Below are 22,032 nucleotides of genomic sequence, written 5' to 3'. Positions count from 1 at the left end.
CCCGCTCCCCTCTCTTTCCGCGCCCCCCCCCCCCCCCCCCCCCCCCCCGGCCGCCCCCCGCCGCCCGCCCGGCCCGGGGGCGCGGCCGCCCCCCCCCCCCCCCCCCCCCCCCCCCCCCCCCCCGGCTTCGGGCCGCTCCGGTCAGCCGGTGGCGGCCAGCTCCTGCTGCGGGACGGAGCCCAGGGGCGTCGCCTGGACGCGGCGCAGGCCGGTCAGGCTGACGAACACCAGGGAGAAGACGCCCGCGAGGGCGAAGGCGGTGAAGCCCGCGGTGGTCGAGCCGGTGGCGAGCAGCTGGCCGCCGAGCCAGGGGCCGAAGACGGCGCCGAAGCGTCCCATTCCGGAGGTCCAGCCGACCGCGGTGGCACGGTTGTCGTCCTCGGAGCGGTGCGCCACCGTGGCGTAGATCATCGCCTGGGCGCTGAAGAGGAACATGCCGGTCAGGAAGACGACCGTGTAGGTGAGGGGCAGCGCCATCCTGAAGCTGAGGGAGTAGATCCCGATGGCGGTGGCGCCGAACCAGATCGCGGAGATGCGCGAGCCGCCGAACTTGTCGGTGAGGCGTCCGCCGATCAGCATGCCGACGATGCCGCCGAGGTTGATGACGATGACGAAGCCGATCGAGGAGCCGAGGTTGTAGCCGTTGGCCTTCATCAGCGAGGGCAGCCACTGCGAGACGCCGTAGACGAGGAGGAGACCGCCGAAGGACGCGATCCAGAAGAGCAGGGTCTGCATCCACCGGCCACCGCGGAACAGGGCGGTGACGGCGCCGAAGCGGTCGGCCACGGCCTGGCGCTCCTCGGCGCGGGCGGCCAGGTCGACCCCGTAGCGGTCGGCGAGCGCGCGGGCCTCGTCGGTACGGCCCTTGGCCTGGAGGAAGGACATCGACTCGGGCAGGAAGGCGGCCGCCAGCGGAACCCCGATGAACAGCGGTATCACGCAGATCCAGAAGGAGACCCGCCAGTCGCCCGTCCCGAGCGCCACGAATCCGGCGACGATGCCGCCGGCCTGGTGGGCGGTCATCAGGGAACCCACGATGAGGGCGCGGCGGCCCTTCGGCGCGTATTCGGTGACCATGGTGATCGCGCTCGGCAGCAGGCCGCCGAGGCCGAGGCCGGCCAGGAAGCGGCCGAGGCTGAAGACGCCCAGGCTCCCGGCGGCGGCGCAGACCGCGGAGGCCAGCGAGAACACGGCGGTCGACGCGATGATCGTCTTCTTGCGGCCGACCCAGTCGCTGACGGTGCCCGAGCACAGGGCGCCGATCAGCATGCCGAAGGTGGCGTAGGAGCCGACGTCGCCGGCCTTGCCGGGGTCGATGCCGAGCGCCTTCGTCTCCAGCATGTGCGGCAGCACGGAGCCGTAGATGAACATGTCGAGGCCGTCGAAGAGGACGACCAGCCAGCAGAGGCCGACGACGATCGCGGCCAGTCTGCCGCCGCGAGCGGGCAGGGCGAGGGAGGAGGACATCGTTGTTTCCTCTCGTCCAGGAGGTGGGGGCCCTGGAAGGGGATCGGGGACGCGGGTCGACGCGGCTCGTGCGGCTGACCCGATTGTGCGACAGACGCTAAGGAGTGAACTCCCGGAGTGTCAACGCTTTTGTCAACAATCTGCGAAACAATCAGGCCACCTCTCGTGGCCCCGGCACGGGTGGCTGAGAGGCAGGTGAGAGCACGCGCGGGCGGCACACGATCATGCCGCCCGCGCGTGTGCACTGGCTGGAACAGTTCACTCAAAGGATCGGCGCCCGACGCGACGCCACCGGGGTGGTCAGCCGATGGGCGGTGTGCCGTGGGTGTGGAAGGACTCGATGGTCTTCAGACCCCAGGCCTGGCCCTTCTTCCGCTCGTTCTCGGTCCAGGTGACCAGGGGCCAGTCGGGGGCCAGGACGAGTCGGGTGAGCGGGTTGCACAGCTCGACGCGGTTGCCGCCGGGTTCGTAGACGTACAGGAAGAACGTCTGCTGGATGGCGTGCTTGTGCGGGCCCGTCTCGATGAACACACCGGTGTCGATGGCGAGGTCGGCGGCGCGCAGGATGTCCTCACGGGTGTCCGTGGCGAACGCGATGTGGTGCAGGCGCCCGCTCGAACCCGTCCAGTCCTCCGTGTAGACGACGTCGTACGACTTGTTGCCGAAGGTCAGCCACTGGGCGGCGATCCGGCCGCTGTCGAGTTGGATCTGCTCGGTCGGCCGGGCCCCGAGCGCGTCACGGACGAAGTCTCCGTTGGCGGCGACGTCGGAGGCGAGGAAGTTCACGTGGTCCAGGCGTCGTACGCCGACCCCGTGACCGGGCTTGGCCTGCGGCTGGTTCTTCAGACCGGGCTTGAGATGGTCGGGCGCCTGATACCACTCGCTCTCCCAGTACAGGGCGAGTTCGTGGCCGTCGGGATCGGTGGTGACGTAGAGCGGGCCGATACCGGGCTCGTCGTGCACCCAGCGGCCCTCGCGCCCGGCGCTCTCGATCTCCTTGACCCGGCGCTGGAGGGCCTCCTCACTGGAGGCGCGCAGGGCGGTGCGGCGGATGCCCGAGGTCGTGTGGGCGGTGAGGGTCAGGCTGTGGTGCTCGTAGTCGTCCCAGGTCCGCAGATGGACGGAGTCCCCGGAGCGGCCGTTCTCGGTCAGGCCGAGGTAGTCCGTGAAGAAGCGGACGCTGGCGTCCAGGTCGGGGGTGAGCAGTTCGACGTGCCCGAGGTGGGCGATGTCGCCGAGCGGCGGGGCCATGGGGCCTCCTTAAGGGTGATGTGCGGCTCCGGCCGGCCGGGGGAAGACCGTGCCGTCGAAGATCTTGCGTGCGGTGCGGACGACGGCGGTGCGCCGGGCCACGGGTGCGGCGCCCCCGGGGCCGTACTCGACACCGGCTTCGATGTCGAGGAATCCGGTGGGGTGTTCGATACGCAGCCGGTCGCCCCGTTCGGGCGGGCGCGCCACGCCGTGCCCGACTCCGCCCTCCACGCGCAGCCCGGCGGCGACGCTCGCGGCGCCGAGGACACCGATGGAGGTGTGGCAGCGCACCGGGATGAAGGTGCGGGTCATGACGGCCCCGCCGGCGCGGGGCGGGGCGAGCAGGGTCAGCTTGGGCACGGTGGCGTTCTCGACGTCCCCGAGACCCATCAGCTTGCCCGCCTCCAGGCGGATCTCGCGGAGCCGGTCGGCCAGCGCCGGATCCCCCTCCAGATCCTCGGGGGTCTCGTACCCGGTGACACCCAGCGAGGACGCGGCGATCAGCACGGTCGGCATGCCGTTGTCCACGCAGGTCACCGGGATGTCGGCGACGATGTCCCGGGCATGGCCGGTGGGCAGCAGCGGGCCGCTCCCCCGCGGGAACTCGATCACCACGGGGGCGGCGGTCCCGGGCACCCCGGAGATCTCGGCGTCGCCCTCGTAGACCACGCGGCCGTCCTCGGTGGGGAAGCTCGCGACCGCGAGGTCCCCGGAGTTGACCATACGGATGCGTACCGAGGTACGGCCCTCCCGCGGCTCGACCAGTCGGCGTTCGACGGCGAACGGGCCGATCCCGGCGAGGATGTTGCCGCAGTTCTGACGGTCCGACACCTTCGCCTCGTCCACGGCGACCTGGAGGAAGAGATAGTCGACGTCCGCGGCCGGGTCGGCGGAGACGGAGACCACGGCCACCTTGCTGGTCAGCGGGTGGGCACCGCCCAGGCCGTCGATCTGGCGCGGGTCGGGGCTGCCCATGACGCGCAGCAGCAGGTCGTCGCGTTCGGCGGTGTCCCCGGGGAGGTCCCCGGCGAGGAAGTAGGCGCCCTTGGAGGTGCCGCCGCGCAGGAGCATGCAGCGCACCTCGTCGGGCCCGCTCATGGCGTGGCTCCGTCCAAGAAGCGGGGCCCGCTCAAGACCCGGCTCCCGGATCCGGCCCGGAAGCGGGGCCCGCTCATGGCGTGGCTCCGTCCCGCACGTAGTCGTCGTACGACGTGTAGGTCACGCCCAGGCGGACCAGGGTCTCGCGCAACCCGTAGCGGTCCAGGCCGAGTTCGCCGTCGAGGAAGGCGGCGCGGGCCAGCGCCTCCTTGCGCTCGCGGGCCGCGGAGGCCTCGGCGACCTCGCGGGCTTCCTCGCGCGGCACGCACACCACGCCGTCGTCGTCGGCGAGGATCACGTCGCCGGGCCGGACGATCTGGCCGCCGATGGCCACCGGCACGTTCACGGAGCCGCCGGTCGCCTTCACGGTGCCCTGCGGGCTGACGGCGGCGGACCAGGCGGCGAAGCCCATCTCCCGCAGTTCGGCGGTGTCCCGGATGCCGGCGTTGATGACCAGACCGCGCACACCGCGGCGCTGGAGCGCGGTGGCGAACAGTTCGCCGAACATGCCGTCGGTGGAGGGCGAGGTGGTGGTGACGACGAGGACGTCGCCCTCTGCGCACTGCTCCACAGCGGCGTGGATCATGAGGTTGTCGCCGGGCCAGGACAGGACGGTGACCGCGGTGCCCGCGACCCGGACGCCCTGCTGGACGGGGCGCAGACGCGTGCCGAGCAGGCCGGTGCGGCCCATGGCCTCGTGCACGGTCGCGGTGCCGTATCCGGCGATCGCCTCGACGTCCTTCGCGTCCGCCTTCGGCGGGCCGGTGACGATCACGCCGCTCATGCCAGCTCCTTCGCGATCTGCGGGTAGGGACGCATGAACGCCTCGGCCATGGTCTTGTGGGCCAGGCCCAGGTTGGGGCCGGCGTTGCGCTTGAGCTGGACGCCTCGGCGCACGGCGAGGTCGGTGTAGTAGTCCCACAGGTGCTGCTGGGCGCCGAGGCACTCCATCGCCTTGCGCTTGGTCTCCCACACCTCGGTGATGTCGAGGAGGACCTCGGGCCTGAAGCCGCTCATCTCGGGCTGGTGGGGCTCGAAGCAGAAGACGGGCGGGGCGCCGATGATCTCGCCGTCGCCGGGGTAGCCGATGGCCTGGGCGAGGACCCGGGCCTCCAGCGCCATGCGGTTGGCGGCGGGGTGGTCGCCGTTGTACGGGTCCTCGGCCGGGTGGGTGAGCACGACGTCCGGCTGGGTCTCGCGGTAGACCGCCACCAGGCGGTCGGTGAGCTCGGCGGTGGCGGTCAGCGGGTAGTCGCCGGCGTCGAAGAAGCGGACCGCGGCGCCGAGCGTGGCGGCGGCCTTCTCGGCCTCCTCGCGGCGTATCGCCTTGATCTCGTCGAGCTTCTTGCCCTCGCGCCAGGCCTTGGCGGACTCACCGCGCTCGCCGAAGGTCAGACACGCGATGGTGACCTTCTCCCCGCGGGACGCGGCCAGGGCGATCGCGCCCCCTGCCCGCCACACGAAGTCTCCGGCGTGCGCGGTGACGACGAGCGTCGATCGTGACGGGCTCCCCCCGGGCTCGGGCGGGGCCGGGGGCTCGGGGGTGGCGGGCGCGTAGCCGTGCGTCATTGCAGCAATCTCCTTGGTGGACAGGTGGGCGCCCGCCTCGGCTGTCCGTCGCACCGCGCGGCGACACGCGGTGCGTCAGTCGCGCAGCGCTTCGATCACACTGCCGAGGTGAGCGCGGACGGCCGCTTCGGCCGCCTGCGGGTCCCTGGCCTCGATCGCCTCGATCATGGCCAGGTGTTCACTCAGGGACTGCTGCGCACGACCGGGACGCAAAGCCAGCTGGAAGCGGTGGCGAACCAGCTGGGCGTTGAGCCGTTCCAGGAGTTCCACGGCCGTCCGCTGGCCGGAGAACTCCCTGATCCGGGCGTGTACTTCGTGGTTCAGTTCGGAGTAGGTGATGGGTTCACCGTCGCCGACCGCCTTGACCATGGCGGCGCCCAGGCCGGCCAGCTCGGCGAGCTGGTCGTCGGTGGCCAGGACGGCCGCCTTGGCGGCGCAGAGGCCTTCGAGGGCCATACGGCACTCGGTGATGGCGACCGCTTCCTCCACGGTCACCACCCGGACGCGTGATCCGCGGTTGCGGATCCGTTCGACCAGTCCCTCCGATTCCAGCTCGATCAACGCCGCCCGCGCGCTGGCCCGGGTGACACCGAACTGCTCGGCGAGTTCGTTCTCCACCAGCCGCTGGGCCGGTGCCATCTCTCCGCGCAGAATCGCCTGCCGCAGCTGCACCAACGCGTGCTGCTTGGCCTGCTCGCCGGTGCCTGGACGGGCTTCCGTCTGCATTGCGCCCTCCCTGAGTGAGTGCCTGTCGAACGTAAATCTAGACCAACAAGATTGTCAACAATTTTGTTCGGCATGTTGCCGACCGTGCGGCGGCGGAACCCACGGGTCCGCCGCCGCTCCGGGAGACGCGGGGGCCCGTGCCGGGAGCCGGGGCGGACCCGGGGCCGGCCAAAGGGGCGCTCGTCTCGTGCGACGCGACCGGGCGGGCCCGCCGCGTTCACGTACAGGCCCGCGCGTTCACGGCACCGGCCGGGCGGCGACAGCGGAGCGGCCCGGTGCCGCGGCAGACCCTGTCCGTCTGCCGCGGCACCGGGCCGCCTGGGTGAGAAGTCGTCCGGGAGCTACCCCTGGACCTCGGGCACGGCGATGCCGAACCCGGCCGCGCTCTCGGTCAGTTCGCGCCACACCTTGGCAGCCACGGGCACCCCCTCCCCCGCGCGCCGCGCCGCGACCGAGGCGCTGCGCTCCCCCGGATAGAACACGCCCTGCGCTCCGTCCGCCGGAGTCAGCGCCTTGAGCGTGGCGAGCGTGGCGTCGACGGCCGCGGTGAACTCTCCGGCGTCACCGAAGGCCGCCGGGTCGATGGCGACGATCAGCGCGTTCTGGCGGTGTCTGCGGCCTTCGGGATCGTCGGAGTGGAAGGCGGCGAAGATGGGAGCGCCGACGAGGACGCTGGTCAGCAGCTCGAAGGCGAGCGACATGCCGGACCCCTTGGCGCCGCCCAGCGGCAGCGGCATGACCGCCTTGTCCGGATCGGTGGTGGGGGTGCCGTCCCCGGTGGCGGCGGCGCCCTCGGGCAGCGCGGTCCCGTTCGCCCTGGCCTGCCTGATCCGGCCCAGGGCGATGGTGGCGGTGGCCATGTCCAGAAGCAGTGGGGCATGACTGTTCGCGGGTACGGCGACGGCGAGCGGGCTGGTCGCGACCGCCGCGCCCTTGACTCCGGTGTAGCCCATGTTGGGCATGCCGGCGACGAACGCGATGCCGATCAGGCCCTGTTCGGCGATCTTCGAGACGTAGTAGCCGATGGCACCGGTGTGCACGGTGCGGCGCACCCCGACGGCCGCGATTCCACTCGTCCTGGCCCGGGCGACCGCCTCCTCGGCGGCGGCGGTGAGGGCCACCGGGCCCGGCGCGCGGTCGGCGTCGAGGACGGCGACGGCCGGGGTGCTCGACTCGACCGTGATCTCGGGACGGGCGTTGGCCACCCCCTTGGAGAGCAGTTCCAGGTAGGCGGGGACACGCGCGGTGCCGTGGGAGTCGACGCCGCGCAGTGCGGCCCAGACGAACACGTCGGCGGTGGTACGGGCGTGCTCGGCGCCGAGGCCGCCCTTCTCGAGGAGGGCCGCGGCGAATCCGCGGAGCTCCTCGGCGGGGACGAGCACCTTGCCCGGCTCGGGCGTTGGGGTGTCGGTCATGGTGGCGGGTGCCTCCTGGGTCAGCGGGTGACGAGGACGTCGACGACGGCGGTGGTGCCCTCCGCCACGGCCTTGAGCGCGCGCTCCAGGGCGGGGGCGAGCGCGTCCGGCGCGTCGACGGTCTCGGTGTGCATGCCGAACGGCTCGGCGAACCGGGCGAGCCGGGGCAGCCGGCGCAGGTCGGTGCCGAGCCACTCGCCGGTCTCGGCCGCCGCACCCTCGGGGTAGAACCGGCGATGGTTGAGGTTCATCGACTTGTAGACACGGTTGTTGAAGACCACGATCAGCAGCGGCAGTCCGTACGCGTTCGAGGCGTCGTACGACGGGATGACCGGGTTGTACGTGAAGGCGCCGTCGCCGATCGTGAGGACCACGGGCCGTTCCCGCGCGGCGAGTTTGACGCCGAGCGCGACCGCGATGCCCTGGCCGAGTCCGCCCTGGACGTAGAAGTACGCGTCGGGCTCGGAGGTCCGCAGATGGCGTTTGACGACACGGCTGTGCGTGATCGTCTCGTCGACGACGATCGCGTCCTGGCCCTCCAGGAGCCCGCGCAGGGTGGCGGCGACGTGCACGGGGTCGACGCCCTCGGATCGCGCCGCCTTCGCCTCGGCGGCCGCGATGGCGGACTGTTCGTCCGCGTGCCGCTCCTCGTGCTCCGCCCGGCGCGCGGTGAGGGCGGCCGTGGCCTCGGGGTCCGGCGGCCGTGCGTGCGCCCGCTTGGCGAGCTGGCGCAGGGTGTTGGTGACGTTTCCCTCCAGATAGCGGTCGGCGAAGAGGACTTGGTAGGCGACGTGCGGGCGTTGCGGCACCTCGTCGATGACCACGATCCGCGCCTTGGACGGGCGGCGCGACGGCGGATAGAAGGGGGCGCGGCAGTTGACGAGGAGGATGAGATCGGCCTCGTCCATCCAGGGGCCGATGTCCGAGCCCGCGTGCAGCGGGTGGGTGCGCGGGAAGTTGCCGCACACCGCCGAGTCGGGTTCGACGACCGGGAGGTTCCAGGCCTCGGCGAAGGCGACCAGGGCCTCGAAGCCGCCCGCCTCGCGGCCCGCCGTCTCGGTGACGATCACCGGGACGGCCGCTTCGCGGATCAACTCGGCGACGAGGTCGGCCTCTTCGGGGGAGCTGTGGGTCGAACCCGGTGGGACGACGGGCTTGGCCTCGCGGCCGTCCCACTCCTCCAGCAGGATCTCCAGCGGGATGTCGAGGTAGACCGGTCCGGCCGGTGCCCGCCAGGCCAGCTCGGCCGCCCGCGTGACCATGGAGGGCAGGGTGTGCACCCCGGCGGCCTCGTTGGACCACTTGGTGAACGGCCTTGCGATGCCGTGCGGTCCGCCCACGACGGACAGGTTGCGGTACCACTGACCTCCGGGGTCCTGTCCGGGTCCGTCGCCGTAGGTGGTCGACTCCGAGGAGGCGACCACCATGGGGACGCCGGCCAGCAGGGCTCCGTGGACGGCCATGGAGCCCTGGAGCAGGCCGGGGGCCGCGTGCAGGAGCACGGCCTGCGGGCGGCGGGCGAGCAGGCCGTAGCCGGTGGCCATCCCGACCGCCACGGTCTCGTGGGTGAGGTCCAGGTATTCCGGTGCGGGCTCGCCGTCGCGGTGGCGCCGGGCCAGGGATTCCCAGACCGGGGCCCATTCCGACCCGGACGAGCAGAAGACGTAGTCGGCGCCGACGGCGTTGAAGGCCGATACGAGCGCTTCACCGCCGTCCTTGCCGCCGGCACCCGGTGTGTTCTCGGTGTCCGTCATCTCCGGTGTGTCCTCAGCCTTCGATCGGCCAGTCGAGGACCTCGGAGATGCCGCGGCCCAGGATCCACTCCAGTTCCTCGGGCGTGAAGTCCCAGTGCTGGGTGAACTGTTCGATGGTGTCGGTGTAGGTGATGCCGTGGCCCAGCAGACGGGTGATGTCGGTGCCGTAGAAGCACCGCTGGGGGCCCAGCTTGTCGACCATCTCGCGCACGTACTTCTCGATGTTCTTGTTCGGGAAGGGCTGCGTCGAGTAGCCGGGGAGCGCCGAGACCTTGACGTAGATGTTCGGGTGCACGGCCAGGTCGGCGGTCTCCTGGACCCAGTAGCCGATCGCGTCGTCCACGCAGCGGGCCATGATGCCCATGTGGTCGATGATGATCTTCAGGCCGGGGTGCTTGGCGGCGATCTCGCCGAGCTCGCGCTTCCAGATCGGGGCGTGGACCATGGTGGGGATGCCGAGTTCCTCGGCGATCGGCCAGTACCAGTCGTTGGTGCCGTCGATCATCCAGTTGCGGTCCTGCGGGCGGTGGAAGGTGAGCCGGGTCCCCTTGATGTGCGGGTTCCGCGCGAAGTCCTTCAGCATCGCGGTGCCCTCGACGGCGTCGTCCTGCGGGACTCGGGCCATGATGCCGAAGCGGTCCGGGTGGGCCTCGCAGGCCTCGAGGGCGTAGTCGATGCGGTTGCCCTCCCAGGACGGGGGCAGGATCAGCGCCCGGTTGACGCCCGCCTCGTCCATCAGCTCGAGGGCCTCCTCGTAGGAGAACGGGTCCTCGCGGTGCCCGTTGAGGCGGATGCGCTCCCGTGCGCCGGGGACCCAGGGGCGGTCCGGGGTCTCTTCCTTCCAGATGTGGATCTGGGTGTCGACAACGAACATGTCATCTGCCGTTTCTCTGCGGAGGGGTGCCGGGTGGTGCGGAGGGAACGCTAGGTCGGCGAAAGGCCTTTGCCGAGCGCTGGGGGCGCAAGCAGTTCTTGCGCGGAAGTGCCCTGCGCACGGGGCATGTTCAGGTTGCGCGGGTGTCGCCGAGGACGGTGTCGGCGATGTGTTCCGCGATCGCCATCGAGGAGGTCGCGGCGGGCGAGGGGGCGTTGCGTACGGCGGTGACGCCACCGGCCTGGTGGATGACGAAGTCGTCCACCAGCGAGCCGTCCCTGCCGAGCGCCTGGGCGCGTACGCCGGCCCCGCCGCGCACCACGTCGCCGGCGTGGAGGGCGGGGACGTACGCCCTGGCGGCGTTCATGTAGGCGTCCACCGACAGTGAGCCGCGTATCTCCTTGACGCCGGTGCGCCAGTGTTCCCTGGCCAGGCGCCACATGCCGGGGAAGCGGGCGATGCGGGCGAGTTCGCGGACGTCGATGTCGGAGCGGCGGTATCCCTCGCGGGCGAGGGCGAGGACCGCGTTGGGTCCCACCTCCACGTCGCCGTTCACGCGGCGGGTGAAGTGCACGCCGAGGAAGGGGTAACGCGGGTCGGGCACGGGGTAGATGAGGCCGCGGACCATGTGCGCCCTGCTCGGTGTGACGGTCATGTACTCGCCGCGGAAGGGGACGATGCGCGGCTCGTCCCCGTCGTCGGCCAGCCGGGCGACACGGTCGCTCTGGAGTCCCGCGCAGAGCACCAGGCGGCCGGCGCGCAGGGTTTCGGCACCGGAGGCGACCTCGATGCCCCCGCCGGTGAGGCGGGTGACGCGGGTGACCGGGAAGCCGAGCCGCACCTCGCCGTCGGAGTCCACGACGTCCCGGGCGAACGACCGGGCGATCGCGGTGTAGTCGGTGATGGCGGTGCGCGGAGAGTGCAGGGCCGCCCGGCCCACGGCGTACGGCTCGATCTCATGGATCTCGTCCGCGTGGACCCGGCGCAGGCCCGGCACCCCGTTCTCCAGGGACTTGGCGTACAGGGCCTGAAGACGCGGCACCTCGTCGTCCGTGACGGCGACGACGAGCTTGCCGCACTCGTCGTAGGGCAGCCGCCGTTCCCGGCAGTACGCGCGGAGCATCGTCATCCCCCGGGTGCACAGGCGGGCCTTGAGGCTGCCGGGCCGGTAGTAGATACCGGCGTGCACCACACCCGAGTTGTGGCCGGTCTGATGGACGGCGACCTCCTGCTCCTTGTCCAGGACCACGACCCGCGTACCGGGCCGGCGCAGGGCGATCTCCCGTGCCGTGGCCAGACCCACGATCCCGGCGCCGACGACGGCGATCGTCTCGTCAGCCATCCGCTCTCCTCCTCTCACCGCTCACGGCACCGTCAGGCACCGAAGTGGATGGCGACGGTCTTGACCCGGGTGTAGAAGCGCAGCCCTTCCTCGCCCTGCTCCTTGAACGGCGAGCCGGAGTCACGGAAACCCCCGAACGGGTGGTGGACGTCCCATCCGGAGGTGGTGGTGTTCACCGCGATCTGGCCGCACTCCACCTCGTCCGCGAACCGGTGGGCGGCGCCCAGGTCCTGGGTGAACACGGCGGCGGCGAGGCCGAAGACCGAGTCGTTGACCGCTTCGACCGCCTCGTCGAAGGAGTCCACCGCGCGCAACGCGACGACCGGTCCGAACACCTCCTCGCGCCAGATGTCGAGGTCCGGGGCCACGTCCGCGAGCACGGTCGGATTGACGTAACAGCCGTGGCTCAGGACCTCGTCCGTGGGCCGGTCGCCGCCGGCGAGGACCGTCGCGCCCTGCTTGACGGCGCGCTCGATGCCGGAGAGGACGCCGTCCCGCTGCCGGGCGCTGACCAGCGGCCCCATCGTGGTGCCCGCGGCGAGTCCCGGTCCGACGCGCAGGGTGGCGGCCTCGGCGAGCAGCAGCGCGGTGAACTCCTCGTACACCGGCCGCTCGACGATCACCCGGCTGGTGGCCGTGCAGCGCTGTCCGGCCTGGGCGAAGCCGGCGGCGGCCACGGCCTCGGCGGCGGCGCCCAGGTCGGCGTCGGCGAGGACCACGGTGGCGTTCTTGCCGCCGAGTTCGCCCTGGAAGCGGACGTTCGTGTGGGCGAGCGCGGCCCGCAGTCCCTCGCCGACCTCGTTGCTGCCGGTGAAGGTGACGGCGGTGAGGCGCGGGTCTCCGAGCAGCGCGTCGGAGATCTCCGCGCCGCGTCCGGTGACCACGCCCAGGACACCGGCGGGCAGCCCCGCGTCGTGCAGGGCACGGGCCAGGTGCAGGGCTGCCTGGGGGGTGTCGGTGGCCGGTTTGAGGATCGCCGCGTTGCCCGCGGCGAGGCACGGGGCCAGCTTGCGGGCCGGGGTGATCAGCGGGTCGTTCCAGGGGGTGATCGCGAGGACGACGCCGACCGGCTCGCGCTGGTGGTGCGTGCGGGTGTCCGGGCGTACGTCGTGCACGAGCGTGCCGTAGCCCTGGCGGGCGAGACCCGCGTAGTACTCCAGGAAGTCGGCGGCCTTGAGGGTCTCCCCGGTCGCCTCGGCACGGGTCTTGCCCATCTCGGTACTGAGGTCCTCGGCGATCTCCGCGACGCGCTCGCGCAGCAGCCGGGCCGCGTCCGTCATGATCCGGGCGCGCTCGAACGGGCTGGTGCGCTTCCAGACGGCGAAGCCCCGCTCGGCGTGGTCGTAGGCGTCGGTGACATCGGCCGCCCTCAGCGCGGGAACGCGGGCCACGGGGGCGCGCAGGTCGGCGGGGTCGTGGACGTCGATCCACGCGCCGGTCGCCACCCACTCCCCACCGATGAGGGTTTCCAGGGTTCGCATCAAGATCACTTCTCTCGTCCGCCGCGGTGCGGGGCCGCGGTCAACCGGATGGGACGGCCGCAGGGGCCGCACCGACAACACACGAGCGGGGACCCGGTCGGCCAGTCCCGCGGCGGCAGACATTGCTTGCGCGCCGCGCGGGTCGCTCATCAGGGGATTCGTGCTGGAATCGGCGGGTCCGACGACCCCGCTCCTACGGAGGAAACACATGGCTCTCGCCGTCGTCGCCCACTACCGCTGCGCGCCCGCCGACGCGGACACCGTGCGCGCGGCGCTGCTGAAGATGCGCGAACTCACCCCCGGCGAGCCGGCGAACCTCGCCTACGAGGTGCACGCCGAGGTGGACCGGCCGGGGTCGTTCGTGCTCTACGAGCGGTACACGGACCGCGCGGGCTTCGAGGCGCACCGGGCGGCGGACCACTTCACGGAGTTCGTCGTGGGCGTCGTCCTGCCGCTGCTCACGGAACGTACGGTGACGTTCGCCGAGGTGCTGTGAACCGCCGGGCCCGGTGTGCGACCGTCGGCCGGGAAGCCACCGATCCCCCGCGTCCGTCGGCCGGGAGACCCCCGTGGCTCCCGGCCGGCGTCGGTCACCGGGTCAGAACTCGTTGCCCCAGCAGTAGCGGGCGAGAGTCTCCACGAGGACCAGTTTGCGGCGCTGGTCCTCGGCGCCGAGGAGCGGTCGCGTCGCGACGTCGGCGAAGCCGCGGGACGGCGAGAGGGCCATGTCCTCGATGTCCTTGATCTCGGCGCCGGCGTCGATGCGGGCCAGCACCGTGTCGATCGCCTCCAGTTCGGGGGTGGCCGCGTCCACGACCCCGAGGCACGCGTCCCGGTCCTCCGGCAGTGCCCTGAGCAGGTCGAGTTCGGCGGCCGTCCCCCGGTCGCACGGGAGGATCCAGCGGTCGGCCGGGATCTCGCCGTACAGCCGCTCGGCCCTGGCCCGGTCCACCGCGTCCGGTGCCCGCCGGCCGGGGCAGACGCCGATCCGTACCCCCTCGGGGCGCTCGTCCAGGCGCACCGCGAGTGCCTCCACGGCGAGCGCGTCCTCGAAGGCCAGCGCGCCGGCGGTGTCCGGCCCGGCCGCGATGTGGCCGAGCAGCAGGGGGTTGTCGAGCTGGATCAGCCGGACTCCGTGGGAGACGAGCAGTCCGATCTCCGCGTGGATGATCTCCGCCAGGGCCTCGCCGAGTTCGCGGGCCGAGGCCGGACCGCCGGAACCCGCGAGAGCGGGGTCGAAGGTGGTGGCGGCGAGGTAGGCCGGGGACGGCAGGGACACCTTGGGCGCGATGACCGTCAGCTCGGCCAGCCGGGCCGCCCGGTCGGCCAGGAGGGGACCGTCGGCCTTGGGCAGGGACTCGGCCACCCAGCGGGCCAGGCCGTCTGGCCCGGTGTCCCCCGTACGGCGGAAACCGGACACGCCGCCGAGGACGGCACCGCGGAAGTCCTCGTACGGGAAGTCGCCGTCCGTGACGACGGTGGAACGCACCCCGCGCTGGAGGGCCACCGCCTCCTTGACGGCGTCGTCCAGTGCCGCGGGGTCGTCGCCCCGGTCCGTGAGGCCGGCCGGGCGGACCAGGCTGCCGTGGTGGTCGATGCGGTAGTTGAACGTGTCCGCCATGGCTCAGGCACCCTTCTCGGTTTTCTCGGCGTTCCGTGCGTTCTCGGCGCTGTCGGCGCTGTCGGCGCTCCGTGCCGTCCCGGCGTGTTCGGAGTCCCGTGCCGTCCCGGCGTGTCCGGCGTTCCGGGGCGCCCCCGCGTGCCCGGTGTCCCGGGGCTTCTCGTGGTCGCCGGACGCCGTGCCCGCGACGCCCCAGGCCGCGAACTCCAGTTCGTAGCCGAGGGATCCGAGGACCTCGTCGGCGACCCGCTGGTCCTCGTCCGCGGTGCCGCCCGCGATGCCGAGTCCGCCGATGATCTCGCCGTCCTTCTTGATGGTGACGCTGCCCTCGGTGGCCATGATGGGCAGGGCGGCGCCCGGCAGTTGGGAGAGCTGGGCGAAGAAGACCGGCTGGCTCTCCTGCCACTTCTTCAGCATCTTTCCGGGGCGCTGCATCACGGCCGCGGTGTACGCCTTGGCGCGGGCGATGTCCGGGGTCAGGGGGCGGGCGCCGTCGCAGCGGCGGACACTGACGACGAAGCCGCCCGCGTCCACCACGGCGACGCTGACCGCCTTCCCGAGCGCCTGGGCCCGCTTCAGCGCGGCGGCGACGATCTCATCGGCGGCGTCGAGGGTGAGGCTGCTCATGCGGCGTCCTTCCGTCCGAGGGTGCGGCGCAGGTGCGCGACGGCCCGGTTGTAGGGGCCGGGTGTCTCCCAGTACATGGAGTGCGGGGCCTCCGGGACGATCTCCAGCCGGGAGCCCGGGAGCAGTTCGTGGGCGCGGGTCACGGTCTTCACGCTGAGCACCGCGTCCTTCTCGCCGAGCAGGAAGGCGATCTCGACGCCCGACTCCTCGATGTCCCGCAGCGAGGGACCGTCCGTGTCGAGGTTGCGCAGGTCGGCCATCCTGGCGACGTTGAAGGTGCCCATCTGCTGGAAGAGGAAGGTGCGGTCGGCGTGTTCCCGCTGGAAGCGCCGGGTGAGCAGCCGGTCGATGACGGGCAGCTTGACGGCCTCGGCGCGGTCGGCCGCGGCCAGTTCGCGCAGTTCGGGGTGGCTGATGCCGCCGAGGGAGTGGCCGAGGACGACGGCCCCGACCCGGTCGGGGCGCAGCAGGCCGGCGCGCAGGGCGGCCACCGAGCCGATGGACTGGCCCACCAGCATCACGTCGGTGAGGTCCTCGGCGTCCAGGACGGCGAGGACGTCGCCGGGGAAGTCCTGGCCGTCGAACTCCGGCATCGAGGAGTCGGACTTGCCGAAGCCGCGCAGGTCCAGGGTGACGACGGTGAACTCCTCGCGCAGGGCGGCCACTTGCTGCCACCAGGCGGCGTGGTTGCCGCCGCTGCCGTGCACGAAGAGGATCACCGGACCGCTGCCGTGGCGCTCGTAGTAGAGGGAGGTGCCGTCGGAGTCGGCGAAAGGCATGGGAGGGAACTCCTGGAACTTCGGGGGAAGGGAATCCGGGCGGCGCGAACTCAGTCGGTGCGCCTGCCGTGGAAGACCAGCTCGATCATGGTGTGGTCGGGGTCGTGGATGTAGCAGAACTTGGACTGGTTCTCGGGGCGTTCGATGGGGCGGGTGTGCCGGATGCCCAGGTCCTTCAGATGGGCGAGGAACTCGTCCCAGTCGTCGACCTCGACGGCGAAGTGGTAGGGCGCCATGCGCTCCATCTCCTCGACCGGGGTGAAGTGGAGGTCGAAGTTGCCGCGGGTCATCAGGACGACCCGGGTGTTGGACTTGGGCATGATCCGCTTCATCCCGAAGACCTTCGTGTACCACTCGGCGGTGCGGTCGGGGTCGGTGGTGGGGAAGTTGACGTGGTGGATGTAGCGCGGGGCCTTGCTCATACGGAATTCCCTTCTGGATGTACGGGGTTGGAGAGCACGCCGATACCGCTGATCTCGATGTCGACGGTGTCCCCGGGCTCGATCCGGCAGGTCGACTCGGCGCCCATCCACAGCACGTCGCCGGGGCGCATGGTGATGTGCCGGGTGATCTCGACGATGTAGTCGTACGGGTCGAAGACCATGTCGCCGGTCGGGAACACGGCCCGTTCCTCGCCGTTGACCCGGAGTGTGGTCGTCTGCGCGAGGGCGTCGACGTCCGTCTGGATCCAGGGACCCATCGGCTTGAACGTGTCGCTGTTCTTGCTGCGCCAGAACGTGCGGTCCCGGTGCTGCCAGTCACGGGCGCTGACGTCGTTGCCGATCGTCCAGCCGAAGACCGAGGCGCGGGCCTGTTCGTACGTGGCGTGCCGCAGCGTACGGCCGATGACGGCGACGAGTTCGGGTTCGGCCTCGAACCGGCCGGACACGTCCGCCGGTTTGACGATGGGCGATCCGTGGCCGGTCAGCGCGCTGTTGGCCCGGTAGCCCACTTCGGGGCGTGCGGGGACCTCGGCTCCGCAATGCGCGATGTGGCGTGGGTAGTTCAGGCCCACGGCGTAGAACACGGGCGGGACGACGACCGGCAGCCAGACGGCCTCGGCCCGGGGCACGGTGCCGATGACGGTGAGGCCGGGATCGTCGTACCCGTGCCGGTCCATGGCCTTCAGGGGGGACCCGGAGAGCAGCTCGATGTCCTGCTCCCCCACGCGGCCCCACACCGCCCGGCCGCCGGCCGACACACGGGTGTACCTCATGGTGTTCAGCCCGCCAGGAGGTGGGAGACGCGCTTGGTGACCAGATAGGCCTCCAGCGCCTCGGGCCCGCCCTCCCTGCCGTAACCGCTCTCCTTGACGCCGCCCGAGGGTGCCTCGGGGACCGAGCCGCCGCAGTGGTTGACCGAGAGGATGCCCGCCTCCAGTTCGCGCACCAGGTGTTCGGCGGTGGCCGCGGACTCGGTGAAGGCGTACGCGGCGAGCCCGTAGGGCAGTTCGTTGGCGGTGCGCAGCGCGTCGTCGAGGTCGCCGAACGCGGTGACGGGCGCGAGCGGCCCGAACGGTTCCTCGCGCATCAGGTCCGCGTCCGGGGGCACGTCGGTGAGGACGGTCGGCGCGAAGAAGTAGCCCGCGCGGTCCAGGCGTTCGCCGCCGGTGCGCACGGTGGCGCCGCGGCGTACGGCGTCGGCGGTCAGCCGCTCCATCGCCCGCAGCCGGCGTTCGTTGGCGAGGGGGCCCATGGTCGTGCCCTCGGCCAGGCCGTCGCCGACGACGACCGCCTCGGCCGCCTTCACGAACTCGGCGGTGAAGTCGTCGACGAGGCTCTCGTGGACGAGGAAGCGGCTCGGCGAGGTGCAGACCTGGCCGGCGTTGGCGAACTTGGCCTGGGCGGCGCGGCGGGCGGCGCGGGCGGGGTCGGCGTCCGCGCACACGATCACGGGGGCGTGGCCGCCGAGCTCCATCAGGGACGGCTTCATGACCTCGCCCGCGGCGGCGGCCAGCAGCTTGCCCACGGGGACCGAGCCGGTGAAGGCGACGAGACGGATGACGGGCGAGGCGATCAGGTGGGCCGACACCTCGGCCGGTTCGCCGAAGACGAGGTTGAGGACGCCGTCCGGCAGTCCGGCGTCCACGAAGCAGCCGACGAGGGCGGCGGCCGTGGCCGGGGTCTCCTCGGACGCCTTGATGACGATGGAGCAGCCCGCGGCGAGGGCCGAGGAGATCTTGCGCATCGGTCCGCCCGCCGGGAAGTTCCAGGGGACGAACGCGGCGACGGGGCCGACCGGTTCACGGCGTACGGACAGCAGGGTGCCCGGGGCGGAGGGGATGATGCGGCCGTAGGCGCGGCGGGCGTCGTCGGCGTGCCAGCGCAGGGTGTCCGCGACGCGGCGGGCCTCCCCGGTGGCCTCGGCCAGGGGCTTGCCCTGTTCGAGGGTCATGATCCGGCCGACCTCGGCGGCCCGCTCGGTGAGCAGGTCGGCGGCGGTGTGCAGGATCGCGGTGCGCCGGGCGACGGGGGTGTCGCGCCAGGTCCGAAATCCCCGCGCGGCGGCGTCGAGGGCGCGGTCCAGGTCGTCGGTGGTGGCGAGGGGGACCTCTCCGATCACCTCTTCGGTGGCCGGGTTGACGATCGGGGCGGTGCGTCCGGTGCCGCCCGGGCACCATTGCCCCGCTATGTACAGGCGGACGGCGGGATAGCCGTGGTCGGTGGTCATGGGTGGGAGCCCTCTCAGGCCGGCGGACGAGACGGTGGGAGCCCACGGCTCGGAGGCCGGGGCGGCGGGGCGGGAGGCGGAGCGCGGGTCAGGTGACGGGGGCGGTGTCCTGCTGGTCGCGGTTGGTGCGCAGGGCCCAGATGTGGTGCGGCGGGGTGACCGGGTGGACGCGCGTCTCGTAGGAGTCGTCGACGCGGTCCATGTCGGCGGCGTACTCGACGCGCCCGCCGCAGGGCGCGTGCACGAAACGGAAGACGTTGGAGCCGACCGTGTGGCGGCCGAGTCTGCGGGCCTCGCGCCAGCCCCGGTCGATCATGTGGTTGCCGCCCTCGACGACGTCGTCGAAGCCGGGGACCTCGTAGGCGACGTGGTTGACGCCCGCCCTGTCGGGGCGGTGGCAGAGCAGCATGGTGTGCTGGTCGTCGTCGCCCGGTGCCTTCATGAAGACGCCCATGGGTTCGACGACGTCGGTCGGCCGGAAGCCGAGGCGGTCCACGTAGAAGGCGACGGCCTCCTCGCGGCCCTCCTTGGGGATGTTGAGCGCGACATGGCACATGCGGAGCGGGTGGACGCGGGTGATCGGCTCCAGCGCGGTGTTCCAGCGGGTGACGCTGCCCAGCGCGTTGGCGGGCCGGGGGGTGACGTCGGCGGGCCGGGGCCGGGCGAGGGTCAGACCGGCTCCGAAGCCCGTCTCGTCCACGGTGTGGAACACGCCCGCGGCGTCCTGCCGGACCGGGCGGTCACGGCCGGCCGCGGCGGCCAGGCGCTCCAGCTCCTGGGGGGTGTCGACGCCCCAGACCACCTCCCGCAGGGTGGGCCCGTCCTCCACCGGGGGCGGGAGCGGTGCGCCCGGTGCGGTGTCGAGGTGGAGGGTCTGGCCGGTGCGGGTCTCGAACACGGCGTGTTCGTCGGTCCGTTCCAGAAGGAAGAGCCCGAAGTCGTCGAAGAACCGGACGCATTCCCCGAGGTCGTCGATGCTGTAGGTGACCGATTCGATTCTCTGGATTCCCATGGGTTCCTCGTTTCGCGGGTCGCCCGGTGAGCGTAGGTTTCGGGCGGCAGCGGGTTCAACGGTCACGGCTCGACCGAATGCGCAATCGTTTCTTGCGGCCGGAGAACGCCGTGCGGACAGCTCCGTGCGGACAGCTCCGTGCGGGCGGCTCGGTACGGACAGTTCCGTGCGGACGTCTTCTAGGAACGGATCACCGGAATGGGATTCTGGGAGAACCAGGTGGTGAGGAAATCCAGGAATACGCTGACCTTGCGCGGAGTTCCCTGACCGGGGCCGTAGATCGCGTACAAGGGGCGGTCGGGGACCGCGAGTTCGGGCAGCAGGACCTGAAGAGCACCGGAGATGAGGTCGTCGTACGCCGGCCGCTGGGGCAGCAGGGCGATACCGCGCCCGTGCACGGCGGCCTTCTGCAGGGCGATGTAGGAGTTCGACGAGAAGGCGACGTTGCGGATCTTGTGGAGGGTGGAGGCGTGGCCGTGGCCGATGCGCCAGACCGGGTCGTTGACGTGCACGAGGCACTCGTGGGCGGCGATCCCGTTCGGCTCGGTGAGCGGGCCGCCGCGTTCGAGGTACTTCTCGGAGGCGCACAGGACGAACGGCAGTGAGGCGATCTTCTTGAGCCGGACGCTGGAGTCCCTGAGGTCCCGGGTGTGGAAGGCCACGTCGAATCCGCTGTCGAGGAAGTCGTAGGTCCGGTCGGACATGCCCCCCAGTTCGAAGCGGACCTGGATCTTCGGGTGGGAGGCGGAGAACGCCGCGATGGCGTCACCGAGATCCAGACTCCCGATCCACTTGGGGCAGATGATGCTGAGCGTGCCCTCGGCACGGTCGTGCAGCTGGGCTATCCCCGCGTCCTCGGCCTCGATCTCCTCCAGGATGCGCGCAGCGAAGTCGGCGTAGCGCTGGCCGGGTTCGGTGAGGCTGACGGAACGGGCCGTGCGGTTGACCAGCCTGACGCCCACCTGCCGTTCCAGTTCGGCGACATGGCGCGACACCAGGGAGCCGGAGGAGCCCAGCTTCTTGGCGGCGCCGTTGAAGCTGCCGACCTGCGCGACGGTGACGAAGCTGTGCATGAGGAGCAAGCGGTCCATGTTTTCCTCCGGAGGCCCACTACGGCCAGGGGTGGGCCCCGGCGGCGGTGCCGGTCGTTCGGGTGTGCGGGCGGTACTTCCTTCCCCGGGGCAGGCCTCACCGCGGTGCGGGCCCGGGTCGCGCCGGTCCGGAATGCCCTGACGAGCGGCTCCGTGAGGACATTCCTGGGACGACGGGACGGCGGCTCGGGACGCGCTGAGGAAGGCGCCGCTCACCGTGCGGGCGCTACGGCGTGGGGCAGTACTGCGGGGCCTTGGTCAGGTTGTCCTTGGTGACCAAGAGAAGTGGAATGTTGGCAATCTTGTCAACCTTTTCTTTGCCCAGCAGACCGATGGCGCTCTTCACCGCCGTCCGGCCGATGACCATGGCCGAGTTGGCCACCGTGGCGGAGAAGCGGCCGTCCTTCACGGCGGCCAGCCCCTCGTCGGTGCCGTTGACGGTCACGATCCGGACGTCCTCGGCGCCGGCCGCGTCGAACGCCTTGCGGACGGCGAAGCCCATCTCCTCGTTGGCGACGAAGGCGTAGTCCAGGTCGGGGTGCGCCTGGATCATGTTCTCGGCGACCTCCTGGGCCTTGACCGGGTTGAACATGCCGGGCTGGTTCGCGACGACCTTCGCGGTGGACGGCAGCTCGTTGGTGAACCCGCCGACGAGAAGGTCGGAGGCGGCACCGGGCGCGCCCGCGATCACACCGACCTTCACGTTCTTGCCGTCGGCGTCCTTGCCGACCCAGTCGGCGTCCAGGGCGCCCACCTTCTGGAGGTCGACGACGGCCGCGCCCAGGATGCCGTTCGCGTCGTTGGGGGCCACCGAGGTCAGGTAGATCGGGATGCCGGAAGCCTTGGCCTTGGCTATGTCGCCGTCGAGCGAGTCGACATTGACGGTCTGCACGATCAGCGCACTGACCTTGCGGGAGATCATGTCCTCGATGTTCGACAGTTCGGTTCCCGCGTTCTGGTGGGAATTGGCCGTGTACACCTTGGCCCCTTCCGACTTCGCCGTCCCCTCGACGGCTTTCTGCAGACACGTGTGGAACGCGGTGTCGGCGCCATTGACGAATCCGATGGTGACGGATCCGGAACTCGACCCGGCCGAACCGGTGTTGTCGTTCTTCGCGCAGCCACTCAGCACCAGGGTGGTGCCGGCGGCCGCGGCGATCAGTGCGCGGCGGGAACGGACGGAAAGTCTCATGGTCGTACGCCTTTCATGACGGGCGAGGGCAGGGGGGAGCGCATGCGGAAAACGGTGAGGGGG

General features: G+C 71.5%; 21 protein-coding genes. 1 reads left to right on the top strand and 20 read right to left on the bottom strand.

Features of this window, described 5'->3' with window-relative positions; translation table 11 throughout:
* Positions 1-141 precede the first annotated feature (141 nt).
* The 11 genes from ACFYW9_RS30890 to ACFYW9_RS30840 all read right to left on the bottom strand — a co-directional run bounded on the left by ACFYW9_RS30890 (position 142) and on the right by ACFYW9_RS30840 (position 12,977).
* A complete protein-coding gene (locus tag ACFYW9_RS30890; RefSeq protein WP_389157218.1) occupies positions 142-1,467 on the bottom strand; it encodes an MFS transporter in 1,326 nt (441 codons plus the stop codon).
* A 300-nt stretch (positions 1,468-1,767) separates the two neighbouring features.
* Positions 1,768-2,718, bottom strand: a complete 951-nt coding sequence (locus ACFYW9_RS30885) for a catechol 2,3-dioxygenase (RefSeq protein WP_389157214.1) — start codon at positions 2,716-2,718, stop codon at positions 1,768-1,770.
* Between the two features lie 9 nt (positions 2,719-2,727).
* Entirely contained in the window at positions 2,728-3,816 is a 1,089-nt protein-coding gene (locus tag ACFYW9_RS30880) for a 4-oxalomesaconate tautomerase (RefSeq protein WP_389157211.1), read from the bottom strand.
* Positions 3,817-3,889: 73 nt separating this feature from the next.
* The gene (locus tag ACFYW9_RS30875; protein WP_389157208.1) at positions 3,890-4,600 is read right to left on the bottom strand and encodes a 4-carboxy-4-hydroxy-2-oxoadipate aldolase/oxaloacetate decarboxylase; all 711 of its coding nucleotides are present in this window, start codon (positions 4,598-4,600) and stop codon (positions 3,890-3,892) included.
* The gene (locus ACFYW9_RS30870; protein WP_351865224.1) at positions 4,597-5,385 is read right to left on the bottom strand and encodes a PIG-L deacetylase family protein; all 789 of its coding nucleotides are present in this window, start codon (positions 5,383-5,385) and stop codon (positions 4,597-4,599) included. The genes ACFYW9_RS30875 and ACFYW9_RS30870 overlap by 4 nt, the downstream gene beginning before the upstream one ends.
* Positions 5,386-5,460: 75 nt before the next feature.
* The gene (locus tag ACFYW9_RS30865) at positions 5,461-6,111 is read right to left on the bottom strand and encodes a GntR family transcriptional regulator (RefSeq protein WP_389157205.1); all 651 of its coding nucleotides are present in this window, start codon (positions 6,109-6,111) and stop codon (positions 5,461-5,463) included.
* A gap of 341 nt (positions 6,112-6,452) precedes the next feature.
* Complete coding sequence (locus tag ACFYW9_RS30860) at positions 6,453-7,526, bottom strand: Ldh family oxidoreductase (RefSeq protein ID WP_389157202.1); 1,074 nt, start codon at positions 7,524-7,526, stop codon at positions 6,453-6,455.
* A 20-nt stretch (positions 7,527-7,546) separates the two neighbouring features.
* Positions 7,547-9,280, bottom strand: coding sequence for a thiamine pyrophosphate-dependent enzyme (locus tag ACFYW9_RS30855; protein WP_389157199.1), 1,734 nt, complete (start codon positions 9,278-9,280; stop codon positions 7,547-7,549).
* Positions 9,281-9,293: 13 nt separating this feature from the next.
* Positions 9,294-10,154, bottom strand: coding sequence for an amidohydrolase family protein (locus tag ACFYW9_RS30850; RefSeq protein WP_326789632.1), 861 nt, complete (start codon positions 10,152-10,154; stop codon positions 9,294-9,296).
* Positions 10,155-10,284: 130 nt separating this feature from the next.
* The gene (lhgO, locus tag ACFYW9_RS30845; protein WP_389157196.1) at positions 10,285-11,496 is read right to left on the bottom strand and encodes an L-2-hydroxyglutarate oxidase; all 1,212 of its coding nucleotides are present in this window, start codon (positions 11,494-11,496) and stop codon (positions 10,285-10,287) included.
* A gap of 32 nt (positions 11,497-11,528) precedes the next feature.
* On the bottom strand, positions 11,529-12,977 hold the full coding sequence (locus tag ACFYW9_RS30840; protein ID WP_389157193.1) for an aldehyde dehydrogenase family protein: 1,449 nt from the start codon (positions 12,975-12,977) through the stop codon (positions 11,529-11,531).
* 208 nt (positions 12,978-13,185) lie between these two features.
* On the opposite strand from ACFYW9_RS30840, the gene ACFYW9_RS30835 reads away from it, so the two are divergent.
* Positions 13,186-13,473 carry a putative quinol monooxygenase gene (locus ACFYW9_RS30835; RefSeq protein ID WP_389157190.1) on the top strand — a complete coding sequence of 96 codons (288 nt, stop codon included), beginning with the start codon at positions 13,186-13,188 and terminating at the stop codon, positions 13,471-13,473.
* A gap of 102 nt (positions 13,474-13,575) precedes the next feature.
* Here the strand turns inward: ACFYW9_RS30835 and ACFYW9_RS30830 are convergent, their stop codons facing one another.
* From ACFYW9_RS30830 to ACFYW9_RS30790, 9 genes are all read right to left on the bottom strand, one after another.
* On the bottom strand, positions 13,576-14,598 hold the full coding sequence (locus ACFYW9_RS30830; RefSeq protein WP_389157187.1) for a methionine synthase II (cobalamin-independent)-like protein: 1,023 nt from the start codon (positions 14,596-14,598) through the stop codon (positions 13,576-13,578).
* A gap of 3 nt (positions 14,599-14,601) precedes the next feature.
* Positions 14,602-15,225 (bottom strand): heme-binding protein, encoded by a 624-nt coding sequence (locus ACFYW9_RS30825; protein WP_389157184.1) that lies wholly within the window; start codon positions 15,223-15,225, stop codon positions 14,602-14,604.
* Positions 15,222-16,004 (bottom strand): alpha/beta hydrolase, encoded by a 783-nt coding sequence (locus ACFYW9_RS30820; RefSeq protein ID WP_351865248.1) that lies wholly within the window; start codon positions 16,002-16,004, stop codon positions 15,222-15,224. The genes ACFYW9_RS30825 and ACFYW9_RS30820 overlap by 4 nt, the downstream gene beginning before the upstream one ends.
* Before the next feature lie 50 nt (positions 16,005-16,054).
* A complete protein-coding gene (locus ACFYW9_RS30815) occupies positions 16,055-16,426 on the bottom strand; it encodes a VOC family protein (RefSeq protein ID WP_351865251.1) in 372 nt (123 codons plus the stop codon).
* Complete coding sequence (locus tag ACFYW9_RS30810) at positions 16,423-17,220, bottom strand: fumarylacetoacetate hydrolase family protein (RefSeq protein WP_389157179.1); 798 nt, start codon at positions 17,218-17,220, stop codon at positions 16,423-16,425. Before ACFYW9_RS30810 ends, ACFYW9_RS30815 begins: the two co-directional genes overlap by 4 nt.
* A 5-nt stretch (positions 17,221-17,225) precedes the next feature.
* A complete protein-coding gene (locus ACFYW9_RS30805) occupies positions 17,226-18,674 on the bottom strand; it encodes an NAD-dependent succinate-semialdehyde dehydrogenase (protein ID WP_351865256.1) in 1,449 nt (482 codons plus the stop codon).
* A gap of 88 nt (positions 18,675-18,762) precedes the next feature.
* Entirely contained in the window at positions 18,763-19,686 is a 924-nt protein-coding gene (locus ACFYW9_RS30800) for a VOC family protein (RefSeq protein WP_389157175.1), read from the bottom strand.
* Between the two features lie 179 nt (positions 19,687-19,865).
* Positions 19,866-20,777 (bottom strand): LysR family transcriptional regulator, encoded by a 912-nt coding sequence (locus ACFYW9_RS30795; RefSeq protein ID WP_389157172.1) that lies wholly within the window; start codon positions 20,775-20,777, stop codon positions 19,866-19,868.
* Positions 20,778-21,003: 226 nt separating this feature from the next.
* A complete protein-coding gene (locus ACFYW9_RS30790; RefSeq protein WP_389157169.1) occupies positions 21,004-21,969 on the bottom strand; it encodes a sugar ABC transporter substrate-binding protein in 966 nt (321 codons plus the stop codon).
* Between the last annotated feature and the right edge of the window lie 63 nt (positions 21,970-22,032).

Source organism: Streptomyces sp. NPDC002698 (assembly GCF_042888945.1).
Lineage (GTDB): Bacteria > Actinomycetota > Actinomycetes > Streptomycetales > Streptomycetaceae > Streptomyces.
This window is presented reverse-complemented; position numbering and strand designations above follow the sequence as displayed.

Excerpts from the sequence above, each read along its gene's own strand:
- ACFYW9_RS30880 (WP_389157211.1), bottom strand. The coding sequence starts at position 3,816 with ATGAGCGGGCCCGACGAGGTGCGCTGCATGCTCCTGCGCGGCGGCACC.
- ACFYW9_RS30820 (WP_351865248.1), bottom strand. The coding sequence starts at position 16,004 with ATGCCTTTCGCCGACTCCGACGGCACCTCCCTCTACTACGAGCGCCAC.
- ACFYW9_RS30840 (WP_389157193.1), bottom strand. The coding sequence starts at position 12,977 with ATGCGAACCCTGGAAACCCTCATCGGTGGGGAGTGGGTGGCGACCGGC.
- ACFYW9_RS30810 (WP_389157179.1), bottom strand. The coding sequence starts at position 17,220 with ATGAGGTACACCCGTGTGTCGGCCGGCGGCCGGGCGGTGTGGGGCCGC.
- ACFYW9_RS30830 (WP_389157187.1), bottom strand. The coding sequence starts at position 14,598 with ATGGCGGACACGTTCAACTACCGCATCGACCACCACGGCAGCCTGGTC.
- ACFYW9_RS30795 (WP_389157172.1), bottom strand. The coding sequence starts at position 20,777 with ATGGACCGCTTGCTCCTCATGCACAGCTTCGTCACCGTCGCGCAGGTC.
- ACFYW9_RS30865 (WP_389157205.1), bottom strand. The coding sequence starts at position 6,111 with ATGCAGACGGAAGCCCGTCCAGGCACCGGCGAGCAGGCCAAGCAGCAC.
- ACFYW9_RS30835 (WP_389157190.1), top strand. The coding sequence starts at position 13,186 with ATGGCTCTCGCCGTCGTCGCCCACTACCGCTGCGCGCCCGCCGACGCG.
- ACFYW9_RS30800 (WP_389157175.1), bottom strand. The coding sequence starts at position 19,686 with ATGGGAATCCAGAGAATCGAATCGGTCACCTACAGCATCGACGACCTC.
- ACFYW9_RS30805 (WP_351865256.1), bottom strand. The coding sequence starts at position 18,674 with ATGACCACCGACCACGGCTATCCCGCCGTCCGCCTGTACATAGCGGGG.
- ACFYW9_RS30890 (WP_389157218.1), bottom strand. The coding sequence starts at position 1,467 with ATGTCCTCCTCCCTCGCCCTGCCCGCTCGCGGCGGCAGACTGGCCGCG.
- lhgO (WP_389157196.1), bottom strand. The coding sequence starts at position 11,496 with ATGGCTGACGAGACGATCGCCGTCGTCGGCGCCGGGATCGTGGGTCTG.
- ACFYW9_RS30815 (WP_351865251.1), bottom strand. The coding sequence starts at position 16,426 with ATGAGCAAGGCCCCGCGCTACATCCACCACGTCAACTTCCCCACCACC.
- ACFYW9_RS30875 (WP_389157208.1), bottom strand. The coding sequence starts at position 4,600 with ATGAGCGGCGTGATCGTCACCGGCCCGCCGAAGGCGGACGCGAAGGAC.
- ACFYW9_RS30860 (WP_389157202.1), bottom strand. The coding sequence starts at position 7,526 with ATGACCGACACCCCAACGCCCGAGCCGGGCAAGGTGCTCGTCCCCGCC.
- ACFYW9_RS30825 (WP_389157184.1), bottom strand. The coding sequence starts at position 15,225 with ATGAGCAGCCTCACCCTCGACGCCGCCGATGAGATCGTCGCCGCCGCG.
- ACFYW9_RS30885 (WP_389157214.1), bottom strand. The coding sequence starts at position 2,718 with ATGGCCCCGCCGCTCGGCGACATCGCCCACCTCGGGCACGTCGAACTG.
- ACFYW9_RS30870 (WP_351865224.1), bottom strand. The coding sequence starts at position 5,385 with ATGACGCACGGCTACGCGCCCGCCACCCCCGAGCCCCCGGCCCCGCCC.
- ACFYW9_RS30855 (WP_389157199.1), bottom strand. The coding sequence starts at position 9,280 with ATGACGGACACCGAGAACACACCGGGTGCCGGCGGCAAGGACGGCGGT.
- ACFYW9_RS30850 (WP_326789632.1), bottom strand. The coding sequence starts at position 10,154 with ATGTTCGTTGTCGACACCCAGATCCACATCTGGAAGGAAGAGACCCCG.
- ACFYW9_RS30790 (WP_389157169.1), bottom strand. The coding sequence starts at position 21,969 with ATGAGACTTTCCGTCCGTTCCCGCCGCGCACTGATCGCCGCGGCCGCC.